This window comes from Bacillus swezeyi (assembly GCF_030908325.1).
GTDB lineage: Bacteria > Bacillota > Bacilli > Bacillales > Bacillaceae > Bacillus > Bacillus swezeyi.
Genome location: NZ_CP133085.1, coordinates 3508879 through 3525217, shown reverse-complemented (window position 1 = coordinate 3525217; position 16339 = coordinate 3508879). Strand labels below are relative to the sequence as shown.

Here is a 16339-nt window from a genome sequence, read left to right as displayed (position 1 = left end):
CCTTTAAGCCGGAGCTTTGGTGAGAATGAAAGCGCTGGCGGGGATTTAAGAAAACAGTGAGTACTGGAGGTTTATTAATATGACGCATGTTCGTTTTGACTACTCAAGAGCATTGCCATTCTTTAAAGAACAAGAACTTACATATCTGCGGGATTTCGTAAAAGTCGCCCATCACACCATTCATGAAAAAACAGGTGCGGGCAGCGACTTTTTAGGCTGGGTGGATCTTCCGACTGACTACGATCAAGAAGAGTTTGCCCGCATTAAAAAGTGCGCTGAAAAAATTAAAAACGATTCAGATGTCTTATTGGTTGTGGGTATCGGCGGCTCATACCTCGGCGCAAGAGCGGCGATCGAAATGCTGAACCATTCATTCTACAATACGCTGCCGAAAGAAAAACGGAAAACGCCTCAAGTTATTTTTATCGGCAACAACATCAGCTCTTCATATATGAAAGATGTCATGGATCTTCTCGAAGACGCTGATTTTTCAATTAACGTTATTTCTAAATCAGGCACGACAACAGAGCCTGCGATCGCTTTCCGGATTTTCCGCAAGCTTCTTGAAGACAAGTACGGAAAAGAAGAAGCGAAACGCCGCATTTATGCGACGACGGATAAAGAGCGAGGCGCATTAAAAACGCTTGCAAATGAGGAAGGGTTTGAGTCATTCGTCATTCCTGACGATGTCGGCGGGCGGTTCTCCGTCCTTACAGCGGTTGGTCTGCTTCCGATTGCCGTCAGCGGAGCCGATATTGATGATATGATGAAGGGCGCACGAGATGCAAGCAAAGACTTTTCTTCATCAGAGCTTGAAGAAAATCCGGCCTACCAGTATGCCGTTGTCAGAAACGTCCTTTATAATAAAGGCAAAACAATCGAAATGCTGATCAACTATGAGCCTGGCCTTCAGTACTTTGCAGAATGGTGGAAACAGCTCTTTGGAGAAAGTGAAGGGAAAGACGAAAAAGGCATCTATCCTTCTTCCGCCAATTTCTCAACTGATCTCCATTCTCTTGGACAATATGTTCAAGAAGGAAGAAGAGATATGTTTGAAACCGTCTTGAATGTTGAAAAGCCAAGACATGAACTGACGATCGAAGAAGCCGATAATGATCTTGACGGCTTAAACTATCTTGCCGGCAAAACAGTCGATTTCGTCAATAAAAAAGCGTTCCAAGGCACTATGCTTGCCCATACGGACGGAAATGTACCGAACCTGATTGTCAACGTGCCGGAAATGAACGCCTATACGTTTGGCTATCTTGTGTACTTCTTTGAAAAAGCCTGCGCGATGAGCGGATACCTGCTCGGCGTCAATCCGTTTGACCAGCCGGGAGTAGAGGCGTACAAAGTCAACATGTTCGCGCTTCTCGGCAAACCGGGTTTTGAAGAGAAAAAAGCGGAGCTTGAAAAACGCTTGGATCAATAATAATGAAACAGCCTCCCGTGCTTATGAACCGGGAGGCTGTTGTTTTAATACATATGAGGGGTGCTGAAGCCCTGTCGGCTGATAAAATTCGTCGTGTGTGTAGTGAAAGCCCAGCTTTTCCAAAAACTTTCGCGAAGCTGAATTTTCGGGGTGATGCCCTGCAAACAGCTTGTTTGCTTTTATTTCTTTAAAGGCATAATCAATCATAGCTCTGGCTGCTTCACCTGCATAGCCTTTACCCCACATTGTATGTATGAGATGGCATCCAATTTCATAAATTCCACTTTTAAAGTCATAGGGGCGCAGCCCGCAGCATCCAATGAATACATTCTCTTCTGCTTCAAAAATTGGGAAGTATTGGACTCCATGCTCTTGATATTGATTGATTTCCATGAGCAAACGGTCTTTTACCTCTTCTGCTGTCAACTCCCCTTCTGCAGAAATATATCTGGTCACATCAGGATCTCCCCACAATGCTTCGGCCAAATTCAGATTCTCTTTTGACCATATAGAAAATCCAATACGTTTTGTTTGGAGAAAATAGTCCTTCATCGATCCATCATCCTTTATGATTAGTCATCATCATTTTATCACGGCTTCAGCCGGTAAAGGATGCTGGAATGCTTAAGGATTCATCAGATAGATTGTATAAGCCAAATAAGTAGCGAAAAAACTCCACAGTACATAAGGAATGAGAAGAATGGAAACCGTTTTGCCTGCTTTTCGTGAAATGACGGCAAGTGCAAGAGCCGTAAGAGCGACGAGGAAGGAGTCAACCGCTGAAGCGAACAAATCTTTTTCCGTAAATTGAAAGTAACTGAATGCCTGATTAAAAACATAGTTGATGATCAGCATGATCCAGAAGATCATTGCTGTATGTTTAAATCCGTATTTTGTATGGACAATAGCCGCAGACAATGAAATCAATCCGAACAGTACACTCCATACGCCTCCGATGAAACTGCTTTTTGGCGTCCATTCCGGTTTGTTTAAGGATTCGTACCATTCGCGGTCAACGGGAAATAAAACGCCAGCCAATGAAAACAGCGCATATGTAATGATGAACACGAGGACTGCTGAACCAATACCTTTACGCTCCAAAATGAATCCCTCCAATCAAAAATTTTGCAAGCCTACCTCTGTCTTTCCCTTTTTTTATTGAAACATACTCATACAGAATACACTTGTGAACCATAATAAAAAATAAAATGGTTTGGAGTGAGATCATGTTTTTTGTACTTGAAACACTGTTTCTCATTTTATCGGGGATTTTTCTGCTGAGAATTTCGGGAAGAAAATCAATATCGCAGATGACTATAGCCACAACCGTCGTCATGATTTCAATCGGAACGGTCATTGTTCAGCCGATCATCGAAGACAGCATCTTCAAAACGTTGGCGGCCGCCACGATCTTTATCATCGTCCTGCTAGTGATCGAATATTTAAAAATGAAGTTTGACTTTTTTGAAAGCATGATGGCGGGAAAAGCCGTAATGCTGATTGAAAACGGACAGCTGCAAATCCACAATCTCAAAAAACACCGGCTGACCGTCGACCAAGTGGAAATGAGGCTAAGAACTCAGGGGATTTCAAAAATAGCGGATGTGAAAAACGCAACGCTTGAATCAAATGGCCAGATTGGCTATGAACTAAAAGATGACGCAAAGCCTTTTACTATGGGAGAGTATAAAAAATTTCTCCAAATGCAAAACAATATACAGCAGCCGGAGGACACCATGTTTAAAGAAATCACCGATGGTCATATGAACGAACATGACAAGCGCTTACGATAATTAAAGGCTTTTTAAAAACGAAAAAAGGAGATTTTTTAAAATGATTAGCTTACCTTCTGAACTTGAAAATCGTTCTTTCTCTCTTTATCATCTCGAACAAACGCTAAAGCCCCTCGGTTATGTGATCAGCGGGGGATGGGAGTATGACCGCGGGTTTTTTGACTATAAGATCGATGACGAAGACGGATATCTGTTTTTGCGGCTGCCATTTGAGGCGGAAGACGGACAGCTCGATTCTCAAAATGCAACTGTCAAATTGGGCAAGCCGTTTTTGCTTCGCCACGTATATCAAGAAGGGTTGGATGATCACGTCATTCAGGGGAATTTTCGGGCATCCTTCGACCAATTTGCAGAGCCTAAGGAAAAAGACGCCGATATTCCCGGCGTTTATGAAGATCTTGGCCGCTCCTATATCAAAGAGCTTGAAAAAGCGCTGTTATCTTAGAGCGACAGCAGCTGGTCAGTCGGCTGAATTTTATATGAAAAGGAAGGCGACAAAGCAGGGCCGTCTTTTTGCTGAATACCGATAATTAAAATGTTGTCATTCATAAAATGCTGGATGACATCTTGAAAAGAACAGCCCTCCATATGTTCCGGAACAGGGAAGGCGTGCACTTTTAAATGAATGTCGGCTTCCTGGAAAAACGGATCCGCAAGCTGGCTTTTAATGAGAAAATGCTGCAGCATAGCCGTTTTCAAAAGATCAGCTGTGCTGATGATTTGATTGGCTCCGGCCCGTTCGGCATTCTTTCTTTGTTTTTCCGTCAGGATTTCAACGACGCAATACACAGAAGGATTCAGGCCTTTGACAGCGAGCAATGTTAAGATGGACTGCATATCTGCGGCTGCTTCGTTTTTATGCTGATTGGCGGTGATAAATACAATGTCGGCTTCTTCGATATTCGCATTTTTTAAAGTGGAATCGTCTGCAGGATGTCCTCTGATGAAATGGATGTTTTCCATCAGAGGACCTTCCTGTAGGGTTTCATCGATCAGCACGATTGTTCTCCCTGGATTGGCGGACTGTAAGGTTCGCATCAGTTTATTGGATTTTTCGTTCCAGCCGACAAGGATCATATGCCCCCTGCCCCTGTAATTCACCTTTCCTTCTGCATAGCGCTGCTGTTTGCTGAAAGCGGCTGTCGCCATCGTTGCAAAATAAGCCGTCACAAAAGCCGCTCCCAATAAAATGAGCAGCATGCTGACCACTTTTCCAGCAGGCGTCTTCGGTACCGAATCGCCGTATCCGACTGTTGAGACGGTAATGAGCGCCCACCAAATACCATCAAAAACATTTGAAAACTGTTCAGGCTCAACCAAGGAGATCAGCTGTCCAAAAATGATGATCAATAAAAGGATGATGATTGCAATACGGGTATAGATCGGCCATCTGAGCCATGCGATGAAAACCCGGTTGGATTTCACGTTTTCTCACCATCCTTCAAAAGGGAAAATGATAAGATTTCTTTTATGATCGCATTTAATTTCTGATTGATGCTTTCTTCCCCATACTGTTCAATTGCTTGTTTGATAATGTCTGCTGTCTCATCTTCATACTTAATCAAAGGCTCGTCCTTTTCCGCTTCATTGTAAAGCAGAATGAATGCATCAAGACCTTCATTCATTTTATCGATTGCCGTGCTTAACTGCTCTTTTTCTTGATCTGTTACTTTCACCGTGCCACCACCCGAGATCTCTTTTTATTCAGTATATCCCTCTTTTGCAAAAATTTTTCAGGTAAAAACGCATCCTTGTTAACCGACAATAAATGATGGAGATGAGATATTTTTAGACGCCTGCATAACCATCCCCGTCCTTCCATACAATTTTACAAAACGGGTGAGGGATGCGAGTTGAATGTCCTGTTTAATGAGGCTCTTCATGATTTTGATCGGCGGCCAGCTGATGGCCGGAGCGTCCATTCAATTTATTTTTGATTTAAATGCCGTTCAACATTCTTCAGATGAGGTGTTCTGGAGGGAATTTTTCAAGGAACTGACCGTAAGGCCGCCGTTATACGTCATGATTTTAGGAATGGTGTTTTTGTTTATCGGGGTTTGTTTTCCGCGAAAAACCAGGTAGTGCACTTTTCTGTACAAAAGAGAGTCCCTCAAATAAAATATATTTTACAATCATGAATTTTAAACTATTTCATATAAGAGGGAAGATGATTGCATGAGCATGATTTTTTTAGTGTTGACATTTGCTGCATTAGGTTTATCGATTTGGGCACAATTTAAAGTAAAGAACAATTTTGAAAAATATTCAAAAGTAGAGGCCTCAAGCGGGAGAACAGGGGCTGAAGTGGCGAGACAGATTCTCGACCGAAACGGCCTTTACGATGTTCCGGTTGAACCGGTAAGAGGAACCTTGACAGACCATTATGACCCGACAGCGCGCGTTGTACGATTATCAGAGCCTGTATATTACGGCCGTTCGATCGCTTCCGTTTCAGTTGCTTCCCATGAATGCGGACATGCCTTACAGCATCAGGAATCATACGGCGCTCTTGTTTTAAGACATAAGATGTTTCCGGTTGTGAATTTTTCTTCAGGAGTAGCGCCGTTTTTATTTATCGGAGGCATGCTGCTCGGAAGCCTGAATCTGATTGGACTCGGAATCATTTTGTTTTCCGCAGCCGTATTCTTTCAGCTTGTGACGCTGCCTGTTGAATTCAATGCAAGCTCTCGGGCAAAAAGGATCATCGTTTCAGAAGGAATGATCCGCAACACTGAAGAAAGAGGCGTCAGCAAAGTACTTGATGCCGCGGCTTTGACATATGTAGCTGCAGCACTTGTTTCATTGTTTGAGCTGCTGCGCTTCGTAGCGATTTTCCTGTCCGGTCGTAATGACTAACCATTAGTCAGAGGAGGTGGCCCCTTACCATGTTGTTTGGTAAGGGTTTTTTTTGAATATCCTGAATCTCATACTCGTCATGCTTTTAATTGCAGCTACGGCTTTTTTCGTTGTCGCCGAGTTTGCGATTGTCAAAATTCGCGGTACAAAAATCGATCAATTGGTAGAGAATGGGGATGCGCGGGCAATTGCAGCCAAAAGGGTGATTTCAAATCTTGATGAATATTTGTCAGCCTGCCAGCTGGGAATCACGATCACCGCTTTAGGGCTCGGCTGGCTCGGGGAATCAACGTTTGAACAGATCATTCACCCGCTGTTCGAATATTTCGGTCTGCCCGAGTCCGTATTGAGGGTCGCATCTGTTGTGACCGCTTTTGTAATCATTACGTTTTTGCATGTTGTGGTTGGAGAGCTGGCCCCGAAAACGATCGCCATTCAAAAAGCGGAAGCCGTCAGCCTGTGGACGGCGAAACCGCTCATTATTTTTTATAAAATCATGTTTCCTTTCATTAAATTATTAAACGGCTCGGCCCGCCTGCTGACCAGACTTTTTGGTTTCCATTCGGTCAAAGAGCATGAAGTGGCGATCAGTGAGGAAGAGCTGCGGCTCATGCTTTCTGAAAGCTATAAAAAAGGTGAAATCAATCAGTCCGAGTATAAGTATGTCAACAAAATTTTTGAATTCGACAACAGGCTGGCAAGGGAAATCATGGTGCCGAGAACGGAGATTGCGACGCTTTCGGCAGACCAGTCTATTAAAGAAGCGATTGAAACCGTCATTAATGAACGCTATACGAGATATCCGATCATTAAGGATGATAAAGACCATATTATCGGTATCGTCAACAGCAAGGACCTGTTTAAATCCTACTTTCTTGATCAGCCGATTCCTTTGACCGAATTAGCGAGGCCGGTGATCAGGGTGATTGAGAGCATACCGATCCAGGAACTGCTGATTCGGATGCAGAAAGAGCAAATTCATATGGCGATTCTTGTTGATGAATACGGCGGTACGGCAGGTCTGGTAACGGTTGAAGACATATTGGAAGAAATCGTCGGAGAAATCAGGGACGAATATGATCAAGATGAAATGCCCCACATTATTAAAAAGGGCGAACATCATTATATAATGGACGGAAAAGCATTAATCGATGAAGTAAATGATCTGCTGCATATTGCGATCGACCATGAAGAGGTTGACACGATTGCCGGATGGCTCTTGACGCAAAAAATGGAGCTGAAAAACGGCGATGTTTTTAAGACGGAAGGCTGTGAATTTAAAATTCTTGATGCCGAAGATCATCATATCCGCTTTATCGAAATTAAAAAAACAGATTTTTAAATCTAAAAGAGAAGCAGCTGCGTTTGGCCGCGGCTGTTTTTTAGTTCTAAAGGATGTCCATATTTCAAAATTATGGAGGTTTCTTTAAAGATAAGCGTATTGATCTATGGAAGATCATGACTTTTTGCGAATGTGAAGCTGACCGTTTTTTTTTATAATATCGTGTATACACACGAGGAGGTTTGTAAAACGTGAACAACAATCGTTTCTTAAAATCCGTTCTGCTGTGGAGTGCGGCATTTATCATTTTATTGGCGGGTCCGCTCACGGCACTTGCCGCATCTTCTTCAACACCATCGGATAAAATGTATTTTAAAAACAAAAAATACTACATATTCAACAATGTATGGGGGGCCGATCAAGTCAGCGGCTGGTGGCAGACCATCTATCACAACAGTGATTCCGATCTGGGCTGGGTATGGAATTGGCCGAGCAGCACAAGCACAGTCAAAGCCTATCCGTCGATCGTCAGCGGCTGGCATTGGACAGAAGGCTATACCGCGGGTAGCGGCTTCCCAACCCGATTGTCAGATCAAAAAAACATCAACACAAAAGTCAGCTATTCGATCAGTGCGGACGGAACTTACAATGCGGCATATGACATTTGGCTGCACAATACAAATCAAGCGAGCTGGGATTCAACGCCAACCGATGAGATTATGATTTGGCTGAACAATAAAAATGCCGGACCGGCCGGTTCATATGTCGAAACCGTTTCAGTCGGCGGTCATAATTGGAAGGTTTACAAAGGCTATATTGATGCCGGAAACGGAAAAGGATGGAATGTCTATTCGTTTGTCAGAACGTCAAATATTCAGAGCGCCAGCTTGAACATCCGCGATTTCACAAATTATCTTGCAGATTCAAAAAAATGGCTAAGCAAAACGAAGTATGTCAGCAGTGTTGAATTTGGCACAGAAGTGTTCGGAGGAACAGGACAAATCAATATTTCCAATTGGGACGTCAAGGTCCGCTGATGTTTTAGAGAGCACCGCTCCTTTAGAAAAGGGCGGTGTTTTGTTTGTTCCAAACTTTCTTTTTTTATAGGAGATACGTCTTCAGATATTGGTTCAGAAATATTACGATACCATCCTGACGTATTGCCGCTTACTCTCATCCTGAATGACCACTCCAAGCTTTGCCAGGTCTTTGCGCAAGATTTTTGCCTCTTCATGTTTATTTTCCAGCATTGCCCGTTCTCTAGCTAAAAGAAGAGTATTGATATGTGAGGGGAAATCAGGATGATCCGCAACCCAGCGTTGATACTGATTCTTGAAGGGATCCTCTTCTGCCCATTTATAACCGTGATTTTTAAAAGCACTTTCAACAAGAGCTTTCTTTGATTCAATCTGTTCACGGTACAATTCATTGCCGCTATCACCAAGAATAACAAGATCCTTATTCTCAAGATAAACTGTAGAAATGTCTTTTTTCTCAATGATTTCTTCTTTCTCTTTAAATAACAACCTTACGTTTTGATCAGAAATGAACACTTTAAGAATTTCATTGAAAATATATTGAGAAAAAAACAGGCCGGCAATAATACCGATAACTGCAGCGATAACAGATACCCAGAAACTGTTTAATGATGTGATAAATTCTAAAGGCCCTTTAAAAGGAACAATAGGAATAGTCAATACCCATTCTGCAATAACAGGCAAAAACCATCCAAGAACAGCCCCTAAAACTGGCGGAATCATCCAATATAGAGCTTTTTCTATTTTTGATAATCCAATCATCGTTTCCTGATTCAAAATCATTCACTGCCTTTCATTACATTACTGACTGCTGTTTCCCATATTTTTTTATAATCCATTTCAATTCCGAAGATCATGAAATTACCCAAATTATCAATAACAAGCGCAAGGGTATGTGCATTCACCTTGGTGTTTTGAGAAGAGATGACACCGAGTTCAACACCGTAAGAAAGTAATGCATCAAAACCTTCTAAGAAGTGTTCCATAATAGATTTAAGCTTGTTCTCATATTTTGGTCTTTGTGCTGCACTTAAAACAAACTCGTGTACCACTTTCAAAGCAGGAGTGTTATGTTTATACTCTTCAAAATAGCGCATGCCGTCTGCTATTAACCGTTTTTTAAAATTCTCCTTCGTGTACTCATTGATTGAAAAATAAGCAGAGAAATGGTGGTCATCAAATACTAAATGAAAAAGGTGATCGACCAGCTCTTCTTTAGATGAGAAATAATAGTAAATAGCAGGTTTTGAAATGCCTACTTCTGACGCAATCATTGATAAGCTCGTACTTTTTAGACCGTGTCGAGCGATAAGAGTAAATGCTGCTTCAACAATCGCTTCTTTTGTACTGCTTTTCTTTTTCATTAAAATCAATCCTTAGCATCATCTGTATATTAATTTTACTTACCGATAGGTAAAAAAACAAGTGCGATATAAACTTTGCGTCATTCTGCATTAACTCAGATCTGTTTCGAAAGGATTTAGGCTGCTCTCAACTGTATTTACTTCAATGCTTTATCATCTTCAGTTTGAACTGTGTTCTCTTCTTTTTTTCAAGAATAAACGTGGTCACAATGCAGCACAGCATAAAAAACGATCACAAAAAATAGCGTGTGTCACCTTGTAACTTCCTTTCCAAAGATTTATAAGCCGCAAAGCATATTCAGCATAAAAAAACGTATAATCGTTGGTATATCAAAGTTTATGGGATGTTTAGCTCGAAAAGCCTTCTATATATAATGACATCACAACAAGGGGTGTTTGGATGACAAGGGCATGGTGGAAAGAGGCTGTCGTTTATCAAGTTTACCCGCGCAGTTTTATGGATTCAAACGGGGACGGAATAGGGGATTTAAACGGGATCAGGGCGAAGCTGCCGTATATGAAAGAACTTGGAGCGGATGCCATCTGGATCTGTCCTGTCTTTGATTCCCCCAATGCCGATAACGGCTACGACATCAGGGATTATCAAAACATCATGGAAGAGTTCGGGACGATGGACGACTTTGATGCGTTACTGGCTGAAGCGCATCAGCTCGGCTTGAAGCTGCTCATCGACCTCGTTATCAACCATACGAGCGATGAGCATCCATGGTTTATAGAATCAAGGTCGGATAAAAAATCGCCAAAACGGGACTGGTATATTTGGAAAGATGGGAAAGACGGGCATGAGCCGAACAACTGGGAAAGCATATTCAGCGGTTCAGCCTGGACTTATGACCGAAAAACGGATCAATATTATCTTCACGTCTTTCACGAAAAGCAGCCGGATCTGAATTGGGAAAACATCCGTATGCGCCGCGCCGTATATGAAATGATCAACTGGTGGCTTCAGAAAGGAATCGACGGCTTCAGAGTGGACGCGATTTCACATATTAAGAAAAAAGATGGCCTGCCAGATCTTCCTCATCCGAAAGGACTCTCCTTTGTGCCATCCTTTGACGGCCATATGAATGTTGAAGGAATTATGGAATTTCTCCGGGAGCTGAAGGAAGAAACGTTCGCCAAGCATCCGCATATCATGACGGTCGGAGAGGCGAACGGGGTGAGTGTCGCTGAGGCGGAGGCGTGGGTCGGCGAGGAAAACGGCATATTTAACATGATGTTCCAGTTTGAACATCTGGGGCTTTGGGACATCGGTGATGAAGAACAAATTGACATCGTTCGGCTGAAGCGGATTTTGTCCAGATGGCAGACCGGTCTTGAAGGGAAAGGGTGGAATGCCCTTTTTATAGAAAATCATGATCAGCCCCGCTCGGTTTCGGTTTGGGGAGATGACGGGAAATACAGAAATGAAAGCGCCAAAGCCTTGGCTGCCATGTATTTCTTTATGAAGGGAACGCCTTTCATTTATCAGGGACAGGAAATCGGCATGACAAATGTGGCGTTTTCCGATATTGAGGATTACGATGATGTTTCCATCAAAAATTACTATCAGATTCAAAAGGAGAAAGGCAGCTCACATGAAGACATCATGAAGGCGGTTTGGAAGAAGAGCAGGGATAATGCGAGAACACCGATGCAATGGACGGATGAAAAAAATGCCGGATTTTCAAACGGAAAGGCTTGGCTGCGTCTAAATGAAAATGATCCGCTGATCAATGTGGAAAACCAGAAGAAGGATCGGCATTCAGTCTACCATTTTTATAAGCAGATGATCTTTCTCAGGAAGTGTCATGACATCTTCATCGATGGAACGTTCGAGCTTGTCCTTCATGAAGATCAGCAGATTTTTGCTTATTTGCGCAAGTTACCGGACCAGACCGCGATCATCATGACGAATCTCAGCCGGCATTCCGCGTTTTACCAGTATTCCGCATACCCATTATCAAGCAGCAGACTGCTTTTGGCCAATATGGATGTGCCAGTTCACAAACATCTCACATCCTTTATCATGAAACCGTATGAAGCACGCATTTACCTATTGTAAAACAGGAGATGACAAACTTTTAGCGAATTGAAGAAATGGTGATAAAGAAAGGAGCAGATTCAGATGTTGAAAAAAATACAGATTCAGACAAACCATCGTGATGAAATGCTTGACATCTCGGATCAAGTGCAAAAGTTTGTCATGGAAGAAGACATTTCAAACGGTGCTGTTATCGTCTATTGCCCGCATACAACAGCCGGCATTACGATAAACGAAAATGCCGATCCTGATGTCAAACGGGATATGCTGAGAAGGTTTGATGAAGTGTATCCGTGGAAGCATCAGCTTGACCGGCATATGGAAGGCAATACTGCAGCCCACATGAAATCAAGTACGATAGGAGCCTCCCAGCACATCATCATTGAAGACGGAAAGCTGATCCTTGGAACATGGCAGGGCATTTATTTCTGCGAATTCGACGGTCCGAGAACACGGACCTGCTATTTCAAAATCATAGCCGGGTGAAAGGGGAATAGAAAAATGAACGAATTCATGAAGCTTCTCTCACTGTCAAAGCCTGTGATACAAGCGCCGATGGCAGGCGGACCAGCAACGCCGCAGCTCGCCGCCGCCGTTTCCAATTACGGCGGTTTAGGGAGTCTTGCTTCAGGTTATCTGACGCCCGAGACTTTAAAAAGGCAGATCGAGGAAACGAAACAGCTCACGTCAGCTCAGTTTCAAGTCAATCTCTTCGTTCCGGAAAAAAGGGAAAAAGTCAGCCGGAAAAAAATCGAAGATTGGCAAAATAAGATTCCTTTATCACAGTCAGCTGAGCTTGAAACTGATGAGGAACAGGATTGGAATGATTTTCACGAAAAAATAGACATCGTTCTCAACTCAGGTGTCAAAGTCTGTTCATTTACTTTTGGAGTGCCTCCTGTCGATGCTGTCAAAGAGCTTAAAAAACGAGACTGCTGTTTGATCGGAACTGCAGTGTCAGTTGATGAAGCCGTACTGCTTGAAGAAAAGGGGATGGATATTATCGTCGTCCAGGGAAGTGAAGCAGGCGGTCACAGGGGAGCCTTTCTGCATACGAAGGGTGAGGATGCTGTCGGCTTGATCGCCCTGATTCCGCAAGCCGCCGATCATGTGTCGGTTCCGGTGATTGCTGCAGGCGGCATCTATGACAAAAGAGGCGTGGCGGCAGCGTTTGCTCTAGGCGCTCAAGGCGTTCAATTGGGTACCGCCTTTTTGGCGTGCATGGAAAGCGGCACATCTGCCGTATACAAACAAAAATTGATCGAGGCGGCTGAAACCGACACAAGGCTGACAAGGTTGTTTTCGGGAAAACCGGCAAGAGGCATTGTCAACCAGTGGATGGAAGACAGGCGAATAGACGAAGACAATGCATTGCCGTATCCGCTGCAAAATACATTGACGAAGCCGATGCGAAAACAGGCGCAGCTTGAAGGAAACCCGGAAAGCATGTCATTATGGTGCGGGCAGGGCGTGCGTGCAGCTACTAAGCAAACGACGGTAAAAGAGCTGATGGATCAGCTTGTGCCCGCCGGCGTTATCTTATAATTTCAAATAAAGCCGGAATATCGACCCGTGTGACCTGTGAAAGCAGATAGGCGGACGTCTGGGCGCCCGGCTTTCTCAGCCCGTTCAGCTTTTTAATAATGGTCTCGGCGCTCAAGATTCCTAATCCGTGTGCCGCATATTGATCATTTCCTAAATAAATGGCGTTTTCTCCGCGCCATTGCGGTCTTTCCGGATCAAATTCAGGGTTTTTGAAATACAGGCAGTCTCCCGGCAGGAAGTCATTTCCTTTATCAGTGTAGATCGGGAGCTTCTCATAATGCCAATCATATAAAATGATCCTTTGATAATTCTGGTCAAATTTTTGGTCCCCAATCGTTTTGACCAGCGCCATATAAAAGATGATGACAATCGCAGTCGCACATTCAAATGCGTAAAGGGGGCCGCTTCCAAAAATATTTCTAATCGCTTTGGAAGCGGATGCCCTGTATCGCAATTCCAAGGCCCCCTCAGGCGTCACCCTCCAAAACTCTTCATTGCCGTATGTTTTTGAAAAAGTGGCAAACTTCGCTCCGCTGTTGATCAGTTCCCTGGCCGATTCGATGGTATGTTCTCTGAATCTCAATTCAAATAACAGTTCCGACACCGATGCGTAGCTGTACCTGGAAGGCAAGGCGAGCATCTGGCCTGCAATGCCCTTCTGTGTCTGGCTGACATTCAGCTTTTCCACATCCTCAGGACGAAGCCCATAGCCTGCAATACTTATCATAGGAAAACACCCTTTTCCTTTTTTTATTAAGATATGCCAGAGGCTTGGGCAGGAAAACGGTTTAATTTTTCGCTTTTTTTAATTTAAAAAAGATGATCAGTCTCCGATAAAAGTAGAGAAAGGGGAGACATCATCTATGAAAAAACTATTAGATTGGACGAGGCGTCCATCTATTTCAAAAAGATTAATTTTCTCATTTATATTGATTTTAACAATCCCGATTTTAGTGCTTTCGGTGACCTCATATTCCACGGCGAGCAGCACCCTTGAAGAAGAGATCATGAGAAACGCCAAAGACAATGTCGATGAATTGAATGAAATGATTAATCAAAATATCGGCGGCAAAGAGACGTCTATTGCTTATTTCAGCGAATGGGTGAATCAAAAAGCATACAAAGAGAAAGGCCAAGCTTCTATTAAACAACGGTTTGAGCAATTTGCGAAGCAAAATCCGGATGTGGAGCTCGTTTTCACCGGTTCGGAAGAAAGTGTTTACGCCCAATATCCAAATGCATCATTGCCGAGCGGATATGATCCGGTCGAACGGGACTGGTATAAACAGGCCGTTGAGAAAAAAGGCGAAACGGTCGTTACTGAGCCTTACAAGTCGGCATCAACAGGCCATATGGTCATCACCATTGCCAAACAAACGAAAGACGGATCGGGCGTTGTCGCCCTTGACATGAATATAGATAAGCTGATCGAAGCGGCCAACAGCATCAGCATCGGCAAAACCGGATTTGCTTTCATCTTGAGCAAGGATAAAAACTATATCGCCGATCCAAAGATCAAAGCCGGAACTGAGGTGGAGTCCGGTCTGGCCGAAAAAATGTACAGCAAAGACGCAGGCGAATTCGATTTTACTGACAAAGGCAAGGAAAAGAAAACAGTCTATACGACAAACAAATTAACCGGCTGGAAAATCGGCGGAGCGATGTTTAAAGATGAAATAAAAGATGCTGCACAGCCGGTTTTAAATATGGCGCTCATGACGCTGGCCGGGGCGATTGCGGTAGGCGGCATTCTTGTCTACTTCATTGTCCGCGCCATCAGCAAACCTTTAAGTCAGCTCGTTTCATCAGCGAAAAGCATCAGTGAAGGGGATCTGACCCAAAAAATCGATGTCCGCTCAAAGGATGAATTCGGCCAGCTTGGCACAAGCTTCAACGAGATGGCCGACTCACTGCGCTCGTTGATCAGCACCATCCAAGAATCGGTTGATAATGTTGCGTCTTCCTCAGAACAGCTGACGGCAAGCGCTGATCAGACAAGCAAGGCGACCGAGCATATTACATTAGCCATTGAGCGGTTCTCAAGCGGTGCAGAACATCAGAGCGAGAAAGTCGAAACAAGCTCACAGCGTCTCAGCCAAATGAATGACCAGCTGAACGAAATGGCCGGCATATCAGAAACGATAACAGCGTCATCCACTCAATCGACGCAAATTGCCGAGACGGGCGGAGAGCTCGTGCAGCAAACCGTCGGTCAGATGAATTCGATTGATCAATCAGTCAAACAGGCTGAACAGGTTGTCAAAAGGCTTGAATCAAAATCAAAAGATATTACAGCGATCCTGCGCGTGATTAACGGAATCGCCGATCAAACGAATTTGCTTGCACTGAACGCCGCTATCGAAGCAGCGCGGGCGGGCGAGTCTGGCAGAGGATTCTCAGTCGTCGCTGAAGAAGTAAGAAAGCTAGCCGCACAATCAGCGGGATCAGCCAAAGAAATCGAGACGCTGATTCAGGATATCGTCAAAGAAATCGAACATTCTCTCAACATGTTCAAATCCGTTAACCACGAAGTTCAGTCAGGACTTGTGATTACAGAAGAAACGGAATCAAGCTTTAAACAAATTTATGATATGACAAACGAAATCGCAGGAAAGCTCCAGCAGATGAATGGTACAGTTGAACATGTAACAAATGGTTCACAAGAAATATCGGGAGCGGTCGAAGAGATTGCGGACGTTTCAAGAGAAAGCTCCGCAGGAATTCAGGATATTGCCGCTTCAGCGGAAGAGCAGCTGGCTTCCATGGAAGAGATCAGTTCATCAGCTGCAACGCTTGAGCAAATGGCTGAAGAACTTCGCGATTTAACGAAAAAATTTAAGATTGAATAAAGAAGGGGCTGTCGAGAAAATCTCGACAGCTTTTTGTATTTGTATATAGAATAAATTAGAAATAAAATGCCCGTATCTTGTGTTTTGGAGCTTGCGAAATAGAAAAGGTGAGGGCTTTTCTGCCACTGGATGTCAGC

Annotated in this window: 18 protein-coding genes; 11 read left to right on the top strand and 7 right to left on the bottom strand. The window is 43.6% G+C overall.

Annotated elements, in window-relative coordinates:
• Positions 1–79 precede the first annotated feature (79 nt).
• The gene (locus tag RBH91_RS17540) at positions 80–1432 is read left to right on the top strand and encodes a glucose-6-phosphate isomerase (RefSeq protein WP_076762147.1); all 1353 of its coding nucleotides are present in this window, start codon (positions 80–82) and stop codon (positions 1430–1432) included.
• A gap of 21 nt (positions 1433–1453) precedes the next feature.
• Here the strand turns inward: RBH91_RS17540 and RBH91_RS17535 are convergent, their stop codons facing one another.
• Complete coding sequence (locus RBH91_RS17535; RefSeq protein WP_307892363.1) at positions 1454–1984, bottom strand: GNAT family N-acetyltransferase; 531 nt, start codon at positions 1982–1984, stop codon at positions 1454–1456.
• A 72-nt stretch (positions 1985–2056) separates the two neighbouring features.
• Positions 2057–2533 (bottom strand): TspO/MBR family protein, encoded by a 477-nt coding sequence (locus RBH91_RS17530; protein WP_307892362.1) that lies wholly within the window; start codon positions 2531–2533, stop codon positions 2057–2059.
• Positions 2534–2658: 125 nt separating this feature from the next.
• Here RBH91_RS17530 and RBH91_RS17525 point away from each other — a divergent pair, with 125 nt between their 5' ends.
• Both RBH91_RS17525 and RBH91_RS17520 read left to right on the top strand, forming a co-directional pair.
• The gene (locus tag RBH91_RS17525) at positions 2659–3225 is read left to right on the top strand and encodes a DUF421 domain-containing protein (protein WP_307892361.1); all 567 of its coding nucleotides are present in this window, start codon (positions 2659–2661) and stop codon (positions 3223–3225) included.
• Between the two features lie 40 nt (positions 3226–3265).
• Complete coding sequence (locus RBH91_RS17520; RefSeq protein WP_307892360.1) at positions 3266–3670, top strand: YugN-like family protein; 405 nt, start codon at positions 3266–3268, stop codon at positions 3668–3670.
• Here RBH91_RS17520 and RBH91_RS17515 read toward each other — a convergent pair.
• Both RBH91_RS17515 and RBH91_RS17510 read right to left on the bottom strand, forming a co-directional pair.
• Positions 3667–4650 (bottom strand): potassium channel family protein, encoded by a 984-nt coding sequence (locus tag RBH91_RS17515; protein WP_307892359.1) that lies wholly within the window; start codon positions 4648–4650, stop codon positions 3667–3669. The genes RBH91_RS17520 and RBH91_RS17515 overlap by 4 nt on opposite strands.
• Positions 4647–4901, bottom strand: a complete 255-nt coding sequence (locus tag RBH91_RS17510; protein ID WP_076762141.1) for a protein mistic — start codon at positions 4899–4901, stop codon at positions 4647–4649. Before RBH91_RS17510 ends, RBH91_RS17515 begins: the two co-directional genes overlap by 4 nt.
• Before the next feature lie 181 nt (positions 4902–5082).
• Here RBH91_RS17510 and RBH91_RS17505 point away from each other — a divergent pair, with 181 nt between their 5' ends.
• The 4 genes from RBH91_RS17505 (at position 5083) to RBH91_RS17490 (ending at position 8400) form a co-directional block, all read left to right on the top strand.
• Positions 5083–5307: a YuzI family membrane protein gene (locus tag RBH91_RS17505; RefSeq protein WP_076762140.1), complete on the top strand. Its 225-nt coding sequence runs from the start codon at positions 5083–5085 to the stop codon at positions 5305–5307.
• A gap of 99 nt (positions 5308–5406) precedes the next feature.
• Positions 5407–6081, top strand: a complete 675-nt coding sequence (locus tag RBH91_RS17500; RefSeq protein WP_076762182.1) for a zinc metallopeptidase — start codon at positions 5407–5409, stop codon at positions 6079–6081.
• A 52-nt stretch (positions 6082–6133) separates the two neighbouring features.
• A complete protein-coding gene (locus tag RBH91_RS17495; RefSeq protein WP_307892358.1) occupies positions 6134–7423 on the top strand; it encodes a hemolysin family protein in 1290 nt (429 codons plus the stop codon).
• Positions 7424–7614: 191 nt separating this feature from the next.
• Positions 7615–8400, top strand: coding sequence for a GH12 family glycosyl hydrolase domain-containing protein (locus RBH91_RS17490; RefSeq protein ID WP_307892357.1), 786 nt, complete (start codon positions 7615–7617; stop codon positions 8398–8400).
• A 102-nt stretch (positions 8401–8502) separates the two neighbouring features.
• Here RBH91_RS17490 and RBH91_RS17485 read toward each other — a convergent pair whose 3' ends face one another.
• Entirely contained in the window at positions 8503–9183 is a 681-nt protein-coding gene (locus tag RBH91_RS17485; protein WP_449727719.1) for a YqeB family protein, read from the bottom strand.
• A complete protein-coding gene (locus tag RBH91_RS17480; protein WP_307892355.1) occupies positions 9180–9764 on the bottom strand; it encodes a TetR/AcrR family transcriptional regulator in 585 nt (194 codons plus the stop codon). The genes RBH91_RS17485 and RBH91_RS17480 overlap by 4 nt, the downstream gene beginning before the upstream one ends.
• A gap of 400 nt (positions 9765–10164) precedes the next feature.
• Here RBH91_RS17480 and RBH91_RS17475 point away from each other — a divergent pair, with 400 nt between their 5' ends.
• The 3 genes from RBH91_RS17475 (at position 10165) to RBH91_RS17465 (ending at position 13353) form a co-directional block, all read left to right on the top strand.
• Entirely contained in the window at positions 10165–11829 is a 1665-nt protein-coding gene (locus RBH91_RS17475) for a glycoside hydrolase family 13 protein (protein WP_307892354.1), read from the top strand.
• 63 nt (positions 11830–11892) lie between these two features.
• Positions 11893–12294, top strand: coding sequence for a secondary thiamine-phosphate synthase enzyme YjbQ (locus RBH91_RS17470; RefSeq protein WP_307892353.1), 402 nt, complete (start codon positions 11893–11895; stop codon positions 12292–12294).
• Between the two features lie 15 nt (positions 12295–12309).
• Positions 12310–13353 carry a nitronate monooxygenase gene (locus tag RBH91_RS17465; RefSeq protein ID WP_307892352.1) on the top strand — a complete coding sequence of 348 codons (1044 nt, stop codon included), beginning with the start codon at positions 12310–12312 and terminating at the stop codon, positions 13351–13353.
• Here the strand turns inward: RBH91_RS17465 and RBH91_RS17460 are convergent.
• Positions 13343–14080 (bottom strand): protein-glutamine gamma-glutamyltransferase, encoded by a 738-nt coding sequence (locus RBH91_RS17460; RefSeq protein WP_076762133.1) that lies wholly within the window; start codon positions 14078–14080, stop codon positions 13343–13345. The genes RBH91_RS17465 and RBH91_RS17460 overlap by 11 nt on opposite strands.
• 136 nt (positions 14081–14216) lie before the next feature.
• Between RBH91_RS17460 and tlpB the strand changes: the two genes are divergently transcribed.
• Positions 14217–16202 (top strand): methyl-accepting chemotaxis protein, encoded by a 1986-nt coding sequence (gene tlpB / locus RBH91_RS22795; RefSeq protein WP_307892351.1) that lies wholly within the window; start codon positions 14217–14219, stop codon positions 16200–16202.
• Positions 16203–16339: the final 137 nt, after the last annotated feature.